This window comes from Kangiella profundi (assembly GCF_002838765.1).
GTDB lineage: Bacteria > Pseudomonadota > Gammaproteobacteria > Enterobacterales > Kangiellaceae > Kangiella > Kangiella profundi.
Map to the genome: position 1 here is coordinate 1,065,718 of NZ_CP025120.1, position 19,650 is coordinate 1,085,367.

Sequence of the window (19,650 nt, forward strand, 5' to 3'; positions counted from 1 at the left end):
CTGTCCTAATGTTATTCTGATGCGATAGCGCGGCCAATAACCATGCGCTGAACTTCGCTTGTACCTTCGTAAATCTGCGCGATACGAACATCGCGATAAATTCGCTCTACTGGATAGTCTTTTAGATAGCCGTAGCCGCCCAAGACCTGAATAGCGTCTGAGCATACTTTTTCGGCGACTTCCGAAGCATATAATTTTGCCATACAGGCTTCTTTGAGGCAGGGCAGGTTATTGTCGCGTAACTCCGCAGCATGTAACACCATCTGGCGAGCAGCTTCAACCTGTGTTGCCATATCGGCCAGCTTAAATTGCACTGCCTGATGTTGATTGATTGGTTTTCCAAATGAGGTTCTTTCTTTTGAGTATTGAAGTGCATACTCATAAGCCGCACGAGCCATACCCACAGCCTGAGCTGCGATACCAATACGTCCGCCTTCAAGACCAGAAAGAGCAATCTTGTAACCTTCGCCTTCTTTACCTAATAGGTTCTCAGCTGGGATTCTGCAATCTTCGAAAACAATCTGTGCTGTGTCCGATGCATTCTGACCCATTTTGTCTTCGATATTGGCGACAATGTAGCCAGGTGTGTCTGTTGGTACGATAAAGGCGCTAATACCTTTTTTGCCCGCACTCGGATCGGTCACTGCAAAAACAATTGCGATATCGCCGTTCTTACCGGAAGTAATGAATTGCTTGGAACCGTTGATAACGTACGAATCACCGTCTTTGACAGCCTTAGTTTTAAGGTCTGAAGCATCGCTACCAGCATGCGGTTCGGTTAAGCAGAATGCACCGAGCTTTTCACCTGAAGCGAGTGGCTTAAGGAACTTTTCTTTTTGCTCATCAGTACCGAAATTCAAAATCGGCATACAGCCAACAGAATTGGTAACCGAAATAATGGTAGAGCAGGCACCGTCACCCGCAGCAATTTCTTCTAACACTAGAGCTGCAGCGACATAACCAATCTCACAGCCGCCCCATTGCTCAGGTACCAGCATGCCGTAAAAACCTAATTCAGCCAGACCTTTTAAGGCCTCTGCAGGGAAGGTTTTATTCTTGTCCCATTCTTCGGCAAAAGGGGCAATGCGCTCTTGCACATAGCCCCTGGCCATATCCTGAATCATTGTTTGTTCTTCAGTCAGAATCATAAGGTTCTTCTTCCGATTTATAAAAATTCATCTTACTTTACACATTAAAATTAAGATTTTTGCTTTAGAGCGCGACGGTTGTGCTCGGAGAAGGCTGAGTGGACTATAGTCCATGATGCTTTTCGAGAACACAACCAACAAAGCGCTAAAGTAAAAAGATAATTTTTAAATGCTATTGGATAAAAAGGCCATTTAGATGAGCTCAATGGCCAATGCTGTTGCTTCACCACCACCAATACATAACGATGCAACGCCTTTTGACTTGCCATATTTACGCAAAGCTTCAATCAAAGTCACAACAATACGCGTACCAGAACAGCCGATTGGGTGGCCCAGTGCACAGGCACCGCCATGAACATTGACTTTAGCGTGGTCAAGTTCTAAATCTTTCATCGCCGCCATTGTGACTACAGCGAATGCTTCGTTAATTTCGAATAAATCCACATCATCTTTTGACCAGCCAGCGTTATCCAATACTTTTTGGATGGCGCCAACAGGAGCAATGGTAAACTCAGCTGGAATACGGGCATTGGTTGATTGAGCAACAATCTTAGCCAGAGGTTTTAAACCACGCTTTTCAGCTTCAGACTGACGCATCAAGACAACTGCTGCTGCACCATCAGAAATAGAGCTGGCGTTAGCTGCAGTAACAGTACCGTCTTTTTTGAAGGCAGGGCGCAATGAAGGGATCTTGTCTGGACGGGCTTTTAGTGGTTGCTCGTCAGTATCAACTTCAACGTCACCTTTGCGAGATTTTACTGTGACAGGAACGATTTCGTTTTTGAATGAGCCTTCTTCAATTGCTTTGTTTGCACGAGCTAATGACTCAATCGCGTAAGCATCCTGGTCTTCACGAGTGAAGCCGTACTTTTCTACTGTCTGCTCAGCATAAACGCCCATCGCTTGACCTTCATAAGCATCTTCCAAGCCGTCAAAAGCCATATGGTCTAAAGTTTTACCATGACCAAAGCGTTGACCAAAACGACCTGTAGGCAATAGGTAAGGAGCAAGACTCATGCTCTCCATGCCGCCAGCAACCATAACGTCGTTGGTGCCAGCTTTTAACAGGTCGTGTGCAAGCATAATGGTTTTCATGCCAGAGCCACATACTTTGTTCACTGTAGTAGCACCAGTGGTTTTTGGCAGGCCAGCACCTAATGAAGCCTGGCGAGCCGGAGCCTGTCCGACACCAGCAGGAAGAACACAGCCCATAATGACTTCTTGAACATCATCGGCTTTGATACCTGCTCGCTCTACTGCAGATTTAATAGCGGTAGCGCCAAGTTCAGTTGATTTGACAGTTGATAGTGCGCCGCCGAATCCGCCCATTGGCGTACGAGCAGCGCTGACAATTACGATAGGATCTGACATAAGTATTTCCTCTTCCGAAGTGGCTGTGCTTGCTAATACTGCGTTAAAAAGTTTATCAAATGTGTTCATGGACCTTATGTCCACTGCGCATTTTCAAAACTTTTTGCCTTGTCTTAACTTCGCTCGCTCACTTCTTCTACAAAGTGAATTTAAATGTTTACTAGAGAAGTTATCATTTGCCGCGTTCTAGCATCGCTCGATAACTTCTCTTACTAATTTTTTTTCTTTCCGTTTAGATGCATATTTAAAGTGAATTAAATGCAGCCAAATCGCGGCAAAAGTTAGTGAGAAGCGCGGAGTTTAGTAAACTAAATGAGCACTTCGAACTAACTTTTAACAATGAGTTGGTAAATTTAAACATTTTAGGCTGTTTCGTTAAACAACTCACGACCGATCAACATACGGCGGATCTCCGAAGTACCCGCGCCGATTTCATACAATTTGGCGTCACGTAATAAACGACCTGTTGGGTATTCGTTGATGTAACCATTACCGCCTAGTACCTGAATCGCGTCTAATGCTAGTTTAGTAGCATTTTCTGCTGCGAATAGAATCGCTGCAGCTGCGTCTTTACGAGTGGTTTCACCACGATCACAGGCTTTGGCAACAGCATAAACATACGCGCGACTGGCGTTCATAGTGGTATACATGTCTGCGACTTTACCTTGGATTAATTGGAAAGAGCCGATTGGCTTACCAAACTGCTTACGCTCGTGCACATAAGGAACAACTACATCCATACAGGCGCGCATGATACCGAGAGGACCAGCGGCTAAAACAGCACGCTCATAATCCAGACCGCTCATTAGGATTTTAACACCTTCATTAACAGGGCCCATGACGTTTTCGGCAGGCACTTCACAATCTTCAAAAACTAATTCACAAGTGTTTGAACCGCGCATACCCAACTTATCCAGTTTTTGCGCTGTTGAGAAACCTTTGAAGCCTTTTTCGATGATGAATGCTGTGATGCCTTTTGAACCTGCATCTGGCTCGGTTTTGGCATAAACAACCAATACATCGGCTTCTGGACCATTGGTAATCCACATTTTGTTGCCATTAAGAATGTACTTATCGCCTTTCAGCTCGGCACGTAATTTCATGCCCACAACATCAGAACCTGCTCCTGGTTCAGACATGGCCAATGCGCCAACGTGCTCACCAGAACATAATTTTGGTAAGTACTTTTTCTTTTGTTCTTCTGAGCCATTACGACGGATCTGGTTAACACACAGATTAGAGTGAGCACCATAGCTTAAGCCGATTGAAGCGCTGGCGCGGCTGATTTCTTCCATCGCCACAACGTGTTCAAGGTAGCCCATGCCTGAGCCGCCGTATTCTTCTTCGACGGTTATGCCTAATAGACCTAGCTCACCAAATTTCTGCCATAAATGATGTGGGAACAGATTATCGTGATCGGTCTTTTCAGCAATTGGAGCAATTTCTTTCTCAGCAAATCCACGAACCATTTCGCGGATCATGTCGGCGGTTTCACCTAGGTCAAAGTTCAACGATGGATACATGCTTGTTCCTCTATCTTAATTTCAACAATTCAATGGTAATCGGTTTAGTCCAGCTTTTGCTCGAGCATTTCCAGTTCCTTCAGCATATGTTCAATATCTTTACGCTGTTGGAGCAGGGCATCACGACGCTTCTGAATAAGCTCTATGAGAAGCTTTGCCTGCTTTTGCTTACCTTCAGGCAAATCATATAAATCGATAATTTCGCGGATTTGGGCAAGTGAAAACCCAAGACGCTTACCGCGAAGAATCAGCTGTAAACGAACTCTGTCTCTGGCGCTGTATATTCTGTGAACGCCACGACGTTCAGGGCAAATCAGCTTTTCATCTTCGTAATGACGAATTGAACGTGAAGTAATACCAAACTCTTTAGCCAGGTCGCTAATGGTGTATTCTTTCTCGCTGATGCTTTGTGCTGTCTGGCCTGACATAAGCTCGTTAACTCTGATAAATGAGCCAAAATCATACCTTACCTTTACGCAAACGTAAACTTCGTCAAATTCAAAATACCCCAGATCAGACCAGTTAATTGAATGATGCTATCACTAACTTATTGATCTTCTATTAAACTGACCAAAAATCAATCAATTGAGTGGATTTCTTCAATTAAAGATAACTTTTTAGCCTAACTGATTGATATGAAGAAAATATGATCAAAGTGTGAAACTTATCAATTGCCAAGCCCTCTAACTTAGGTGTAAGTTAAACCTATAGAGTTAAAAATTAGACAGTGACTAAGCGTTTAATGACAGATACCAAGAGAATTTTAGAATAAAGCCGATCGCTCGCAAGAGCCGTCGGCTTTTTTTATGCGTTCAATACATCAAGTAAACATGAAAGGGGACGATATCATATGAAACGTCAAAAAAGAGATAAACTTCAAAGAGCCCATACCAAAGGTTTCAATGCCGCACTTCAAGGTCAGTCAAAAGAGAACTGTCCATTTGAAGAACTTAATGCTCGAGAGGAATGGTTAGGCGGTTGGCGAGAGGGCCGAGAGGCGTTTACGACGAATGGAATGAAAGCTTATATTTAATCATTCCATGTTTAGGAAAACTATTTAGTAATCTTATCAATACATCATACTTATAAAACAAGCCCGGCTAAGACCGGGCTTTTTAATGCCCACACTTCAGTTGAATAAATGGATATCAATTAATATACTTCCAAGCGGATTATTACAGATACAAAAGGACTCACTATGAAAATAGCTGCGAAGATAGCTTGCTTAATAACGTTATTAATAACTTCATTTATATCCCACGCAACCTTTGAAGATGCTGTTAAGCAATATGAAGAGGGTCATTACCAAAAAGCCTTTATGGAGTTCCAGTCACTTGCTGAAATCGGCCATAAAGCAGCACAGTTTAACTTGGGTGTAATGTTTCTTGAAGGCACAGCTGTTGAGGCTGATCCTGTAAAAGCTTATGCATGGATTAAATTAGCTGATAAAAAAGCGCAAAAAGAAGAGGCATTTATTAACGAAATCCGTGAGCAGCTTAACGCTGAACAGCAAAAAGAAGCGGAATTTTATTTCAATAGCCTTGATAACTCTTTTAGTGAAGAAGCCTTAAAATTGGCACTGGAGCCTGTATATAAGCCAGTTGCTGTAAAAGAGGGTAAAGGCGATTACGATGCGAAGCCCATAAAACAATTCCCTCCGGAGTATCCTTTAGAGGCCGCTTTTAAAGGGGTAGAAGGTTGGGTACAGTTTGCTTTTAAGCTTGATAGGGAAGGAACTCCAACCGACATTCAAGTAATTGCAGCACATCCTGGCGACGTGTTTGTTAAACCATCATTAAAAGCAGTTACAAAATGGAGTTTTGAATTGCCTAAAGACCAGCAACATTTGAGTAAAGTATATAAGTATAAGCTTAGCTTCCATTTAGATAAAAGTTCTAGGAAAAATAAATCTATCATTTCAGAAGTTAAAGAAAAGGCTGAGGAAGGCGACCCGTTGGCGCAATATTACTATGCAAAATATGCTCCAATGGTAGAAAACAATCCTGATTTCAATCCAGCTATCTGGTACTACAAAGCCGCCCAACAAGGTGTCGCAGATGCTCAGTATGAGTTGGCCGAAAAGCTACTGGCAGGTCAAGGATGCGAAGAGGACAAGGAAAAAGCTATTTCATGGTTAATACAATCTGCTTCAGGAAATCTTGGGCGTTCGCAATTCAAACTGGCAAAGCTCTTCTTTAAAGTTGATGATAAAGAGAAGGCGTACTTCTGGTTGGATAAGGCAATTGCATCAAATGATTCAGAAATAGCTCTAGAATTAGCTGAGTATTTGTATGAACTAAATGATCCAAAATATCCGCTTGATTTAATTATTAAGCAACTTAACGAAGCGGACCTTGATAAGTTCTCTTACCCAGTTAAGCATCATGAGTTTGCTGCTGAACTTTACTTCTTGAATGGTCAGTATCAATTGGCGGTAGATAGCCAAGAAAAAGCGAATAAAGTCATCAGAAAGATAAAGCGAGTTCCTGAATATATGCAGCAGAAACTTGCGCAATATGAACAGGCCCTCGAGCAGAAACAAAGTTAATACCAACAGTTATAATCTCGATGGGCGCATTGTGTGCCCATTTTATATTCAGACAAGGTAACTCTTGTCTTTTCTCCGTCAGTGGTTAAACTATGCGCACTTTTACTTATGACCCCGTAAGGTCAGAGTTCACATGCGTTTAGAAGACTTCCATTTTGACTTACCTGACGAGCTAATTGCTCGTTATCCCACCGAAAAGCGTTCAGCTAGCAGACTTTTGTGTCTTGATGGCCAAAATGGCGCTGTTGAGCATAAGCACTTTTACCAACTGGTTGATTTACTGAGCCCCAACGACCTATTGGTGTTTAACAACACGCGTGTCATTCCAGCACGTCTGTTTGGTCAGAAGATCACAGGCGGCAAGCTTGAGATCTTGATTGAGCGCCTGGATTCGGATGTTGAGGCGTTAGCTCATATCCGTTCCAATCGTACCCCTAAGCCTGGCTCAGAGTTTGTTTTAGAAAACGGCTTTAAGGTCTTGATTACTGGTCGTAAAGAGGCGCTATTTACTTTGCAGCTTCAGGAAGGAGATTGGCAGACGGCCATGACATCGGTCGGTCACATGCCTTTGCCACCTTACATTGACCGTGAAGATGAGCTTTCTGATAAAGAGCGTTATCAGACCGTTTACAGCAAGGTTGATGGAGCTGTTGCAGCACCAACGGCAGGGCTTCATTTTGATGATGAGTTACTACAGAAGATTGCAGATAAGGGTGTCTCTACTGCCTTTGTCACTCTTCACGTAGGAGCTGGTACATTCAGTCCAGTTCGGGTTGATAACATCACTGAACACAAAATGCATTCCGAGTGGTTTGAGGTCTCACAGGAAGTGTGCGACAAAGTTATTGAGACCCGTCAAAAAGGTGGCCGTGTCATAGCAGTTGGCACAACTTCTGTTCGATGTCTGGAGTCTGCTTCAATGGCTGGTTTTATTGCCCCTCATGTCGGTGAAACCGATATCTTTATTTATCCTGGCTATCAGTTCCGCTCAGTAGATGCATTAATTACTAATTTCCATTTGCCAGAATCGACCTTGATGATGCTGGTCAGCGCCTTTGCCGGTAAAGACCACATCTTGAATGCTTATGCACAGGCTGTTAAAGAGCAATACCGATTCTTTAGTTATGGTGATTCGATGTTTATTCATCAAATTCATCTAGAATCAAGGCTGGAAGAGTCAAAACGCAATGAATCAAAAAAGACTGTCAGCAGTGACAGCTCTAGAGAGAGTACCGATGCAATTTAAATTAAATACAACAGATGGCATGGCACGCCGTGGTGAAATTACTTTTGAGCGTGGGACCATCCAAACACCTGCCTTTATGCCTGTGGGAACTTACGGCACGGTAAAGTCGATGACTCCAGAAGAGTTAAAGGAAATTGGCGCTGAAATTATCCTGGGCAATACCTTTCATCTTATGTTGCGCCCAGGCACTGACATTATTGAAATGCATGGCGATCTGCATGACTTTATGCACTGGGATAAGCCTATTTTGACTGATTCCGGTGGTTTCCAGGTTTTTAGTCTCGGCAAACTACGCAAAATTACTGAGGAAGGCGTCGAGTTCCGATCGCCAGTGAATGGCTCCAAGGTATTTCTAGGCCCCGAAGAGGCAATGGAAGTGCAGCGTAAGCTTGGTTCGGACATTGTTATGATTTTCGACGAGTGTACACCTTACCCGGCAACAGAATCCGAGGCACGTGATTCAATGGAGCTTTCTCTACGCTGGGCCAAACGAAGCAAAGTGGCTCATGAAGCCAAAAATGCAGCAGCCTTGTTTGGAATTGTACAAGGTGGCATGTACCCTCATTTGCGTAAAGAGTCTTTGGCCGGTTTGACCGATATTGGTTTTGATGGCTATGCGATAGGTGGTTTGTCTGTTGGCGAGCCCAAAGATGAAATGCTGAAAGTGCTGGATAATCTGACTGGCGATATGCCGCAAGATAAACCGCGCTACCTGATGGGGGTTGGAAAACCTGAAGACATCGTTGAGGCAGTGCGTCGCGGCGTTGATATGTTTGATTGCGTTATGCCAACCCGAAATGCCCGTAATGGCCATCTTTTCACCAGTACAGGGGTTGTAAAACTGCGCAATAGCCACAATAAAACGGATACCGGCCCGCTGGATGAGGCCTGTGACTGTTATACCTGTAAAAACTACAGTCGCGCTTACCTGCATCACCTGGATAAGTGTAATGAAATATTGGGTGCCAAGCTCAATACCATCCACAATTTGCGCTACTATCAAAATCTGATGAGTGGATTGCGAAAGGCCATCGAAACAGGTACATTGTGCGACTTTGTTAAAGATTTTTATACGAAACAGGGCAAGCCTGTTCCGTCTATGAGTGAATAATTAACTAATTGATAATATTAAACAATAGAGGTAATTCCTGATGTTTCTAGCAACTGCTGCACCACAAGGTGGTGGTTTGATGAGCTTCCTTGTGATGTTCGTTCCTTTAATTCTCATCATGTACTTTATGATGATTCGTCCTCAACAAAAGAAGATGAAGCAGCATAAAGAAATGGTTTCTAGCCTGGAGAAGGGCGATGAAGTTATGACCACCGGTGGTATTCTTGGTCGCGTCAGTAAAATCAAAGATGACTTTATCGTAGTGACTATCTCTGATGGTATCGAGATTAAATTCCAGAAAGCATCCATTGCACAAACTCTGCCAAAAGGCACTATAAAGTCAATCGACGAATAATATTAGCCGCCCGACTTGTTACTAGCATGTTCGGGCGGTTTCGTTTTTAATCCGGACATAAGCTATGTTTACTGATCAACCCAACCAAAGGTTATTACCGATCAATACCTATCCAAAATGGAAGTATGTATTGATTGTTTTCGTTATTGCCATTTCACTTCTTTATGCAGCTCCCAATATTTATGGCGAAGACCCTGCGGTGCAGCTATCTGCATTGCGTGATGCCACTATCTCTGAACAACAGATAGAGCAGATAGAATCTGCCTGGCAGGAAGAGGGTTTAACTCCAAAATCAATTGAGAGCGAAGGTGACAAGCTGGTAATAGCTCGCTTCCAGTCCAATGAGACTCAGCTCCAGGCTCAGGAAATTGCAAACAAAATTTTGAATCCTACTTTGGATGAACAAGATTATGTTGTTGCACTTAACCTTGCACCGGCTACACCGGATTGGCTTGCTTCTCTTGGCGGAAAGCCGATGAAGCTTGGCCTTGACTTGCGTGGTGGTATCCACTTCCTGATGCAGGTTGACATGGAACAGGCTATGGCTCGTCAACAAGAGCAGTTGCGTCGTGACTTTATTGAAACACTGACTGCTGAAAAGCCATCGATTCGTGGTCGAGTTGAGACGATAGATAATGGTTTGTTGGTAAGTTTTAGAAGTGATGAAGATGCTGAGCGGGCATACTCAGCACTTTATAAGAGTTTTATTGATCGTATTGATATTAATTTGGCTACACAAGGTGGCCGTCCGGTTATTCGCGCTATTTTCAATCAAACTAAATTGCAAGAAATTCAAGATAATGCGATTGATCAGAATCGATTGATATTAAGCACTCGCGTTAATTCGTTAGGCGTTGCAGAGCCCTTGATTCAGCGTCAGGGTAGCGATCGGATTGTTGTTCAACTGCCCGGCGTGCAAGACTCTGCATTGGCAAAACGAATCCTTGGTGCAACCGCGACTTTGGAGTTCCGCTTGGTTAATCATGAGGCGGATGTGGTAGCTGCTCAACAAGGTCGTGTTCCTGCTGGTAGTAAGCTATTTGAATCGGATCGTGGCCCTATCGTTGTTTATGACGAAGTGCAGGTATCAGGTGATCACCTGACCGATGCATTTGCCAGCTTCCACCCCCAAAACAATCAACCGATTGTATCGGTTAGATTAGATGGGGAAGGTGGTGCGCGTATGCTTCGCACGACTACTGCTAATCGCGGAAACTCGCTGGCTATGATTCTAAAAGAGTCAGTGCCGGTTTTTGAAATTAAAGATGGTAAGCGTGAACTGGTTAAATCCAACGTTGTTGAGACATTAGTAAGCGCACCGCGTATTAATGGTGCTTTTAGCACAGATTTCTTTATCGAAGGTCCTGACTTTACTCCTGCCAATACAAAGGACCTGGCTACTCAATTACGTTCAGGCGCCTTAATTGCACCAACATTTATTGTTGAAGAGCGTACTATCGGTGCTTCTCTCGGTGCTGAAAATATTGAGAAAGGGATTATGTCAGTCATCATCGGTTTCTCAGCCGTTGTACTGTTTATGCTGCTGTATTACAAGGCTTTCGGTCTTGTCGCCAATATTGCCTTGCTGCTCAATGTGGTAACCATTGTTGCTGTTATGTCTATTCTAGGAGCAACTTTAACCTTGCCAGGTATCGCTGGTATCGTATTAACAGTGGGTATGGCCGTTGATGCCAACGTTATTATCTTTGAGCGTATTCGTGAAGAGTTAAGACATGGCTCTATTCCTGCACAGGCGATTGACAAGGGTTACTCGCAGGCATTATCAACCATTGCTGATGCTAATATCACGACGGCTATTGCAGCGATTATTCTTTATGCGGTCGGTACAGGTGCAGTCAAAGGTTTCGCCATCACCTTGTTCATCGGTATTTTAACTTCAATGTTCACGGCAATACTTGTCAGCCGCGGTATTGTAAACCTGACTTGCGGGCATGGTAAAAAGCCATCCAAAGTCTGGATCTAAGAGGAGTATTACGATGAGTTTTTTAAATGAAGATACTAATTACGATTTCCTCAAGGTCCGTAAGTTTGCTTTCGCTCTCTCGGCCATTTTGATTATTGCCTCAATAGTGTCCTTTTTTACCAAAGGTTTAAACTACGGCTTAGACTTCACCGGTGGTACTTTGGTGGAAGTAGGCTATGAGCAAGATGCAGATTTACCAAAAATTCGCCAACAGCTTGATGACATCAATATCAATGGTGCGGTGGTACAAAACTTTGGCTCTGCCAAGGTTGTGCAGATCAGAATGCCGCAACAGGACCATATTGAGAATGCCAAAGTTAGTGATGCGGTGCTTGCCGCATTAGCCAGCGACGGCTCAAAGGTTATTAAACGTGACCAATCGTTTGTTGGTCCTGTTGTCGGTGAGGAGCTGAAAGAGCAGGGCGGACTAGCCATGATTGTGGCGTTAATCTGTATCATGATTTACGTGGCATTGCGTTTCGAGTGGAAATTCTCCGTAGGCTCCGTAGCAGCACTTGCACATGACGTTATTATCGTCGTCGGTTTCTTCTCCATAACTTCGGTAGAGTTTGACTTGACAGTATTGGCGGCCTTGCTGGCAGTAATCGGTTACTCGTTGAATGATACTATCGTTGTCTTTGACCGTATTCGTGAAAACTTCCTCTTGATGCGTAAGGCAACTCCGGAAGAGGTTATCAACAACTCTATCAATTTAACCTTGTCGCGTACGGTTATGACCTCTTTAACCACGATGTTAGTTTTGTTGGCCTTGTTCTTCTTTGGTGGCCAGACTATTCATTCGTTTGCTGAGGCACTTATCGTTGGTGTTCTTATCGGTACCTACTCATCAGTCTTTATCGCAAGTCCTACCACACTTGCGCTGGGCGTCAGTAAAGAAGATTTGATGCCACCAGAAGTTGAGAAAGAGGGCGAGGAGTTCGATGCGCTATAATTGTTATTCTTGACACTTTCTTTTATATTGAAACGGCTTAGAATGAAAATCTAAGCCGTTTTTTATTTATAAGGATTAAGTTGAAGTGATGGCTGAACAACCGAACCAATCAAAAGAACCAGATACTAGCAGTTCTCTTGCAGAACAAACGCTTGGCAACATAGAGTCGTACCTGCCAGAATCCATTATCCCTCTTTGGGACAAGTTACAGACCAACCCCTGGATACTCTCTATTATCGTTTTAGTTCTGGGTTTTTTTATCGCTAAGGGCGTTCAGTGGTTCATCAAGTCACTTATAGGAAAAATTGCCGAGAAAACACCGGGCGACTTTGATGATAAGTTGGCGCCATTACTTAGCAAAACCGCCTTTACTTTTATTTTCTTTTTAACGGTTATTGTTTCAATTGAAGCGTTGGATCTTTCCGAAGCAATCGACAGGTTTCTGAAGCGATTTGTGGTTTCGATACTCATATTATCTTTGATGTCGAAATTATTAAAAGCCACAAAGTTAATCCTCAATGCGCTTGCAAACAGCAAAAATCGATTTAAGTTTGTTGAAGAGCGAACCATACCGATTCTCGATATTTCATCAAAAATTCTGATAGTTGGCGCTGCTCTATACTTCCTTATTTTATCTTGGGGAATTGATCCAACGGCATGGCTGGCATCAGCAGGTATTATAGGTATCGCAGTTGGTTTTGCGGCAAAAGATACATTGGCTAATCTTTTCTCGGGCTTTTTTATCGTTGCAGACTCCCCCTATAAATTAGGTGACTACATTATTCTAGATACTGGCGAACGGGGAAGGGTAACCCATGTAGGTATTCGTAGCACTCGTCTGCTGACCCGTGATGATGTAGAAATCACAATCCCAAATTCTGTGATTGGTAACGCCAAAATTGTCAATGAAAGTGGTGGGCCCTGGGAGAAAACACGTATTCGCGTTGACGTTGGAGTGTCTTATGATTCCGACCTTGATTTCGTGCATGATGTTCTTATGGAGCTAGTTAAGGAGCGCGATGACATTGCTAACAATCCAACTCCAAGAGTTCGTTATCGCGCCTTCGGTGCTTCCAGTATTGATCTACAGCTTATGGCGTGGATTAACTATCCAGAACAAAAAGGATTAATAACTCACAAGCTGATTATGGACATCCATAAAACCTTCAGAGAGAAAGGTATTGAGATTCCATATTCAAAGCACGATTTGTATGTAAAGGAGTTTCCTGTTGCAAAGGATTAGTCTTTTCTTATTATTACTGTTCTCTTTAAATCTGCACGCAAAAGAAGGTTCTTATGAGTCTTGCGGGCTAAATGATAAAGCAAGAGAGCTAGCTAAGTTAATAATAACTCACAAAGATCAAAAGCGGCCGATATTACAGTGCAATGCTTTATTGGCAGAGATTGCTGATAAGAAAGCCAAGGAAATGGCTAAGCTAGGAAAAGTATCCCATGATGGCCCAGGTGGGACACCCGATAAGCGATTAGTTGACGCAGGATATCCCTTATCTTTACCAACGGCTGTAATCGGCAATAACCATGTTGAATCCGTTATGGGGGGCACATCTCATGCCGAAGAAGCTCTGGATTATTTTGCTAACTCCTATGCGCATCGTATCCATATATTCGGCGAGCATCCTTTTTATATGGAGCAATACGAAATAGGAGTGGGTCATGCTGAAGAATGGTATAGTCCCCATATCGACTATTGGGTGGTTTACATTGCAAAAGCGGAAAGGCCAGTCATTGAGTATGGTGAACGTGATCCACTGGAAGAAACTAAATATCTTGGTGTTTATAAAAAGTAGTGTCTGATAAAAATGAAGCAGTGACAAAAAAGGAGGCAAGAGCCTCCTTTTTTATGTAGGTCTACTTATGTAGGAAAAGTTACTTGTTTACTGAAGCAAACAAGTCATGCTGATCGGCTGCTTCGATAGTAACCTCAACAAACTGTCCTTCTGTAAGGTTTTCAAATCCTTCATCAATAATGACTTTACCATCAATTTCTGGAGCATCTGCACTTGAGCGTGCAAGAGCGCAATCTTCGTATAGCTCGTCGACAAGAACTGTCATCACTTTGCCAATCTTTTGCTGAAGTTTCTTAGCACTGATAGCTTCCTGAACAGCCATAAAGCGAGCTAGACGTTCTTCTTTGACCTCTTCGGGAATTGGGTCGGGCAATTCGTTAGCCGTTGCGCCCTCTACTGGCGAGTATTTAAAGCAACCAACACGATCCAGCTGTGCTACTTCAAGGAAGTCTAATAGCTCCTGAAACTCTTCTTCAGTTTCACCGGGAAAGCCCACAATAAATGTGCTTCGAATAGTAATATCCGGGCAGATGTCACGCCATTTCTGGATTCTCTCCAAAACATTGTTAATGTCGCCCGGGCGCTTCATTAGTTTTAAAATTCTTGGGCTGGCATGCTGGAATGGAATATCCAGGTAGGGCAGAATTTTGCCTTCTGCCATCAATGGGATAATCTCATCGACGTGAGGGTAGGGGTAAACATAGTGGAGGCGAACCCAGACGTCTTGCAATTGGCCCAATGCTTCGCACATCTCTTTCATGCGAGTTTTAACCGGCTGACCTTGCCAGAAGTCTAAAGCATATTTTTTATCAACTCCGTATGCACTGGTATCCTGAGAAACGACTAATAGTTCTTTTACTCCAGCCTTGACCAAGCGTTCTGCTTCATCCAGAACTTGGCCTACTGGGCGACTATCCAGTTTTCCTCGCATTGAAGGGATAATACAGAAGCTGCATTTGTGATTACATCCTTCGGATATCTTCAAATAGGCATAATGACGTGGCGTTAATTTAATACCCTGTGGAGGTACTAAGTCTACAAACGGATCATGTTCTGCTTTAGGTGGTAGGTGCTCGTGTACTGCGGTTAAAACCTGCTCATATTGAGCTGGACCACTGACACTCAATACACCTGGGTGTATTTCACGAATGTCATTCTCTTGAGCACCAAGACACCCTGTTACAATCACTTTGCCATTCTCATTCAGTGCTTCACCAATAGCTTCTAATGACTCCTGCTTGGCAGCATCAATAAAGCCACAGGTATTCACAACAACAATATCTGCATCTTCATAGGTTGGCACTATGTCATAACCCTCGGTTCTAAGCTGGGTTAAGATTCGCTCTGAATCAACCAGGGCCTTAGGACAGCCAAGGCTTATAAAGCCGACTCTGTTGGTGGTGTTTGATTTGTGAGAAGGGGTTGTTGCCATAAGTTACAAGGTGCTCTGGAGTGCCTGAAAAAGGGTGCATATTCTATATCACCCCAGAACACTTGTACAAATTTTCTGCTAACTACTGAACCTCAGAGGTAGCCGAGTCTATAAGATTTACGACTTCTTGAATGGCTAATGCATGAGATTGGATGGGGCTATTTAACTCAAATACCTCAATTGGAATTTCCGGGTGGATACCTTGACCTTCATATACAGCGCCTTCTGGAGAGGCAAAAATTTCATTAGAAAGCTCTAGATACCAACCATTAGGCAGTGGTTTAGCTAATGGGGTAGAAAAAGAACCTCGGGTGGTTTGGCCAACATGAGTCACATTAGGCAAGTTTCTAAGAGTCATTGTTGCTATCTCACCTCCAGAGACGGTGACATCACTGGTCATCAAGTATACTGGGCCGGTAAAGCGAGCAGTTTTGGAAGGTTTTATGGTGTAAGTAATTGTTGGCGGTGAGTTCCAGGCAGTCCTGACGCTATAAGCCTCAAATGGCTCATCCGTAAAGTGTGCCGCTATTCCTCTGGCTACTTGGTCAAAGCCGCCTCGATTGTTAGACAAGTCAATGATGACCGCCTCATAGCCTTTGAAGGACTTTATGGCTTCGCTGAGATAATAATCGAGTAATCGCATTTCCTCTTTTGCCCACTCCACGCTGCCAAACTCAAAATCTTCGCTGAAGCCGCCCATGGTGAAGATCTGTATATAACCAATTCTATTATCTATTGAGCCGATTACCATTCGCTCATTGGCAGTGTGTACAGAGCCTTCATCTAAAATATCTTCCTGTAATTGCCTTATCAGCCCAATTAACCACTCCTGTTCTCCGATGCCACTTTGTATCGCTGGAAGTGTTTGCTTAAAGCCTGCCTGATAACGATTCTTATCCCCGTTGATAGTCGCTATCAGTTTGGTATGAGAGTCACCTAAGGGTTCGATCATGCTTGATAGCAGCTCAAACAACTCTTGTTTTGTTGTAATTTTTACCAACTCATTTCGTTTATTATCAGTTAACTCACCCCAATTGACTTCTCTTTCTTCAAAAAAAGCATAGTGGTGGGCGAAAATGTCGACAAAAACCTCAAAGGTATCTTGGAGGCTACCGCCAATTGTCTTGTTACACTGCTCCGGCATACTGTCTTGCTTAGTGAATAGTGTGTGCCCATCGCCTGGGAAATACTCAAATTTTGCTGTTTTATCATCCAACCGCTCAAAGTAACGGTATTCAATACTGCTCATGGCAGTTTGACCTTCCTGTTTACTGGGGTAGCAGAAGTTTGGGGTAATTTGCCATCTCTCCAGGCCAGAAGAATTTACCTTCAGTAACCAGCCATAATCCGAGTTAAGCCAGATGCCGTTTGCTTTTGGGTAAGTGGCCTCATTGAGCTGGATTGTTTCTGCAAAACTCTTTGTTGAGAAGATGAGTAGGGCAGCTATTGGTACAAATAGCCTAAGAAGATGAATGTTCATGATTTTAATCAAAATATGACCGTGGTCATATTTTATGTGTTTTAGCCAATCTGTCAAATGAATTAGCCTTTAGCGAGAGATAGTAGGATGGATAATTTGTGTTCTATTAGTGCCATAGCATCATCAGAATGCCCCCTGCGATTTGCTTCAACTATGGTTCCAGTCATCAGGGTAACGATTAATTCTGCGAGATCTGAGTTTTTATTTGTATCCATACGCAAGGCAGACTGCTCTATGAAATGCTCGACCCTGGAATGGATTCTTTCATCTATTCTCGACTCAACCTTTTGAATGGAATCACTTTGACCTGCGTAGGCATTTTTAGCTTGCCACAAGTTTGGTTGTTGCTGTGCGGCCTGCAAAATGTGCTTGGCAAGAAGGAGAACTCTTTGCTCTAGTGGCGCGTCATTCGGAATGGGTTGCTCAATGGCTTTTGACATTATGTCATCAAACCACTGGGCGAGTATATCTGGCTTGTTAGGAAAGTAGTTAAAAAAGGTTCCTTTGGCGATCGCAGACTGTTTAACAATCTGGGCAACCGATACCTTATCAAAACCATATTCCTCAAACAGCGAAAGGGCTGTTTGATAGATTGTCTGGTAACTATGCTGTTTTTTCTTTTCTCTTAGTGATGTCATAGTGTGCAGATGTTATCGAAGTTGATAGCAAGGTACATAACCCTTGTAGTCGAGCTTCATCCGTTTCTGTTCAACAAAGGCTTTTAGCAGTGCATCCAATTCATTCATTATGTCTGGATTGCCGTCTAATTGGTAAGGGCCATGTTTTTTAACTTCAGCAATCCCTTTTTCTTTAACATTACCGGCAACAATACCAGAAAACGCTTTTCTTAAATTGGCTGCTAATAAATGCAGAGGTTGTTCCGGATGCAGGTTAAGGCTAGCCATATTCTGATGGGTTGGGTCAAAACTTTCCTGAAAGTCCCAGTCTATATGCAGTTGCCAGTTAAAGTGATAGGCGTCCTGAACCTTTTTACGGTATTCGCGAACTTCAGTAACTCCTGATTGGACACGTTTTGCCACCTTGACAGGATCATCAATGATAATCTGGTATTTGGACTGCGCCTCTGGACCAAGAGTTTTGCCGATAAACTGGTCAATGCGCTTAAAGTAATCCGCTGACTCTGTTGGGCCGGTAAAAATTAGTGGGAAAGGAATATTATGGTTTTGGGGATGAAGCAGTATTCCAAGTATGTAGAGAATTTCTTCAGCGGTACCAACGCCTCCCGGAAATACGACAAAGCTATGACCCATGCGAACAAAAGTTTCCAGGCGCTTCTCGATATCTGGCATCACAATCAGTTCGTTAACGATAGGGTTAGGAGATTCTGCTGCAATGATTCCGGGTTCTGTAATGCCGATGTAACGTCCCTTGGTAATGCGCTGCTTGGAGTGGCCGACCAAGGCTCCCTTCATAGGTCCTTTCATCGCACCTATGCCGCAACCAGTAATAATGTCATGACCTCTAAGCCCAAGCCTATAGCCAACTTCTTTAGTGTACTCATACTCATGGTGTGGGATTGCATGACCTCCCCAACAGACGATCATATTGGGGTCGACACCAGGTTTTAGTGCTTTGGCATTGCGTAATATATGGAAAATGGCATTGGTACAGCCGGAACTGGAGTTGAAGTCTATTCGAGAGTTTGTTTCAAGTTCCTGCTTTAAAAAAACCACATCACGCAAAACACTGAAGACCTGCTCCTTTAAACCCTGAATCATCACCCCGTCAACAAATGCACCTGAAGGCGCATTTTTAATCTTCAGTTTGACTCCTTTGTTGAGCTGTAATATCTCAATGTTGAAGTGGTCGAACTGCTCCTGGATAAAACTGATATCGTCAGTGATATTGGTGCTATTCAATACTGCGAGCGTACATTTCTTTAGCAGTTCATAGTCGTTTCCAGTCGTATGGTCGCTTAGCCTCTGAATTTCATCATTCGTCAAGAGTTCAAGACCAGACTCAGCAGTAATTTCAGTATCAATATATTGTGATTGAATTGCTTGGGTCATATTATTCATTATTACCTATTTTGGTGGCTTAGAATTGTTTAGTTATTATTTTAAGTTCCATCATCAGCATACAATATCTCTTGCTCGGATAGAATCGGGAATTTTACTGTTTTAAGAAGCACACTTGGTTTTTATGTTGCGGTTATCTTTATTGATACTAACTCGTCCCGTTTTGCTTATGGTTACAGCCCTGTGAAGATGACTATAATGGTTGTGACAGAGATATAGGGTGCCATTTTGATGATTGGTAAATCCGTAAGGAGTGAGCTCAAGGTAAGCTTTTCGTTGAAAGGCACTCCACTTGACTCGCTTATAATCTTCTTCTAGTAGTTGGTAATGTAAAATTTCCTCAACTTTTTCTCCTTTGGTTTTTACCACCATGAGCTTTGACCAATCTGATATGCAATCTAAGGTATCATTTGGATTTAAAGTTACTTTTTTTCTGATGCCGCAAATATGAATGGTTACTTTCTGCGAAATGGCCTGGTTTCTAGCAGTTTCGATTGTGCTTTTTAATTTTAATAGATCTGCACTGACTTGTTGACTGGCGATGAATTTTTGCATGCTAGGTATCGCTATCGCCGATAAGATTGTGACCAGCCCTAAAGTAACAACGAGTTCAATTAATGTTAATCCTTTAACTCTTTTTATCATCCATTAAC

General features: G+C 43.1%; 18 protein-coding genes. 9 read left to right on the plus strand and 9 right to left on the minus strand.

Annotated features, from left to right (window positions below; all coding sequences use genetic code 11):
* Positions 1-11 precede the first annotated feature (11 nt).
* From CW740_RS05040 to CW740_RS05055, 4 genes are all read right to left on the minus strand, one after another.
* A complete protein-coding gene (locus CW740_RS05040) occupies positions 12-1,148 on the minus strand; it encodes an acyl-CoA dehydrogenase (protein ID WP_106646513.1) in 1,137 nt (378 codons plus the stop codon).
* A 192-nt stretch (positions 1,149-1,340) separates the two neighbouring features.
* Positions 1,341-2,519, minus strand: coding sequence for a thiolase family protein (locus CW740_RS05045; RefSeq protein WP_106648039.1), 1,179 nt, complete (start codon positions 2,517-2,519; stop codon positions 1,341-1,343).
* 362 nt (positions 2,520-2,881) lie between these two features.
* A complete protein-coding gene (locus CW740_RS05050) occupies positions 2,882-4,042 on the minus strand; it encodes an isovaleryl-CoA dehydrogenase (protein ID WP_106646514.1) in 1,161 nt (386 codons plus the stop codon).
* A 44-nt stretch (positions 4,043-4,086) separates the two neighbouring features.
* Positions 4,087-4,470 carry a MerR family transcriptional regulator gene (locus CW740_RS05055; RefSeq protein ID WP_018625748.1) on the minus strand — a complete coding sequence of 128 codons (384 nt, stop codon included), beginning with the start codon at positions 4,468-4,470 and terminating at the stop codon, positions 4,087-4,089.
* A 422-nt stretch (positions 4,471-4,892) separates the two neighbouring features.
* Here CW740_RS05055 and rmf point away from each other — a divergent pair, with 422 nt between their 5' ends.
* From rmf to CW740_RS05100, 9 genes are all read left to right on the plus strand, one after another.
* Positions 4,893-5,075, plus strand: coding sequence for a ribosome modulation factor (gene rmf, locus CW740_RS05060; RefSeq protein ID WP_012800996.1), 183 nt, complete (start codon positions 4,893-4,895; stop codon positions 5,073-5,075).
* 165 nt (positions 5,076-5,240) lie between these two features.
* The gene (locus CW740_RS05065; protein ID WP_106646515.1) at positions 5,241-6,590 is read left to right on the plus strand and encodes a TonB family protein; all 1,350 of its coding nucleotides are present in this window, start codon (positions 5,241-5,243) and stop codon (positions 6,588-6,590) included.
* Between the two features lie 133 nt (positions 6,591-6,723).
* The gene (queA, locus tag CW740_RS05070) at positions 6,724-7,836 is read left to right on the plus strand and encodes a tRNA preQ1(34) S-adenosylmethionine ribosyltransferase-isomerase QueA (RefSeq protein ID WP_106646516.1); all 1,113 of its coding nucleotides are present in this window, start codon (positions 6,724-6,726) and stop codon (positions 7,834-7,836) included.
* Positions 7,826-8,947 (plus strand): tRNA guanosine(34) transglycosylase Tgt, encoded by a 1,122-nt coding sequence (gene tgt, locus CW740_RS05075; protein ID WP_106646517.1) that lies wholly within the window; start codon positions 7,826-7,828, stop codon positions 8,945-8,947. Before queA ends, tgt begins: the two co-directional genes overlap by 11 nt.
* 40 nt (positions 8,948-8,987) lie before the next feature.
* Complete coding sequence (gene yajC / locus CW740_RS05080) at positions 8,988-9,302, plus strand: preprotein translocase subunit YajC (RefSeq protein WP_018625751.1); 315 nt, start codon at positions 8,988-8,990, stop codon at positions 9,300-9,302.
* 64 nt (positions 9,303-9,366) lie between these two features.
* Positions 9,367-11,286, plus strand: a complete 1,920-nt coding sequence (gene secD, locus CW740_RS05085) for a protein translocase subunit SecD (RefSeq protein WP_106646518.1) — start codon at positions 9,367-9,369, stop codon at positions 11,284-11,286.
* A gap of 13 nt (positions 11,287-11,299) precedes the next feature.
* Positions 11,300-12,238, plus strand: a complete 939-nt coding sequence (gene secF, locus CW740_RS05090) for a protein translocase subunit SecF (RefSeq protein ID WP_106646519.1) — start codon at positions 11,300-11,302, stop codon at positions 12,236-12,238.
* 88 nt (positions 12,239-12,326) lie between these two features.
* Complete coding sequence (locus CW740_RS05095; RefSeq protein WP_106646520.1) at positions 12,327-13,481, plus strand: mechanosensitive ion channel family protein; 1,155 nt, start codon at positions 12,327-12,329, stop codon at positions 13,479-13,481.
* Positions 13,468-14,046 (plus strand): CAP domain-containing protein, encoded by a 579-nt coding sequence (locus CW740_RS05100; protein ID WP_106646521.1) that lies wholly within the window; start codon positions 13,468-13,470, stop codon positions 14,044-14,046. The genes CW740_RS05095 and CW740_RS05100 overlap by 14 nt, the downstream gene beginning before the upstream one ends.
* A 79-nt stretch (positions 14,047-14,125) precedes the next feature.
* On the opposite strand, the gene rimO is transcribed toward CW740_RS05100, so the two are convergent.
* The 5 genes from rimO to CW740_RS05125 form a co-directional block, all read right to left on the minus strand.
* Complete coding sequence (gene rimO / locus CW740_RS05105; RefSeq protein ID WP_106646522.1) at positions 14,126-15,478, minus strand: 30S ribosomal protein S12 methylthiotransferase RimO; 1,353 nt, start codon at positions 15,476-15,478, stop codon at positions 14,126-14,128.
* An 82-nt stretch (positions 15,479-15,560) separates the two neighbouring features.
* Positions 15,561-16,958, minus strand: coding sequence for a S41 family peptidase (locus CW740_RS05110; protein ID WP_157826395.1), 1,398 nt, complete (start codon positions 16,956-16,958; stop codon positions 15,561-15,563).
* A 62-nt stretch (positions 16,959-17,020) separates the two neighbouring features.
* The gene (locus CW740_RS05115) at positions 17,021-17,596 is read right to left on the minus strand and encodes a TetR/AcrR family transcriptional regulator (RefSeq protein ID WP_106646524.1); all 576 of its coding nucleotides are present in this window, start codon (positions 17,594-17,596) and stop codon (positions 17,021-17,023) included.
* A 12-nt stretch (positions 17,597-17,608) separates the two neighbouring features.
* Entirely contained in the window at positions 17,609-18,988 is a 1,380-nt protein-coding gene (gene ppnN, locus CW740_RS05120) for a nucleotide 5'-monophosphate nucleosidase PpnN (RefSeq protein WP_188459752.1), read from the minus strand.
* Positions 18,989-19,099: 111 nt separating this feature from the next.
* Entirely contained in the window at positions 19,100-19,642 is a 543-nt protein-coding gene (locus CW740_RS05125) for a pilus assembly FimT family protein (RefSeq protein ID WP_106646525.1), read from the minus strand.
* Positions 19,643-19,650 lie beyond the last annotated feature (8 nt).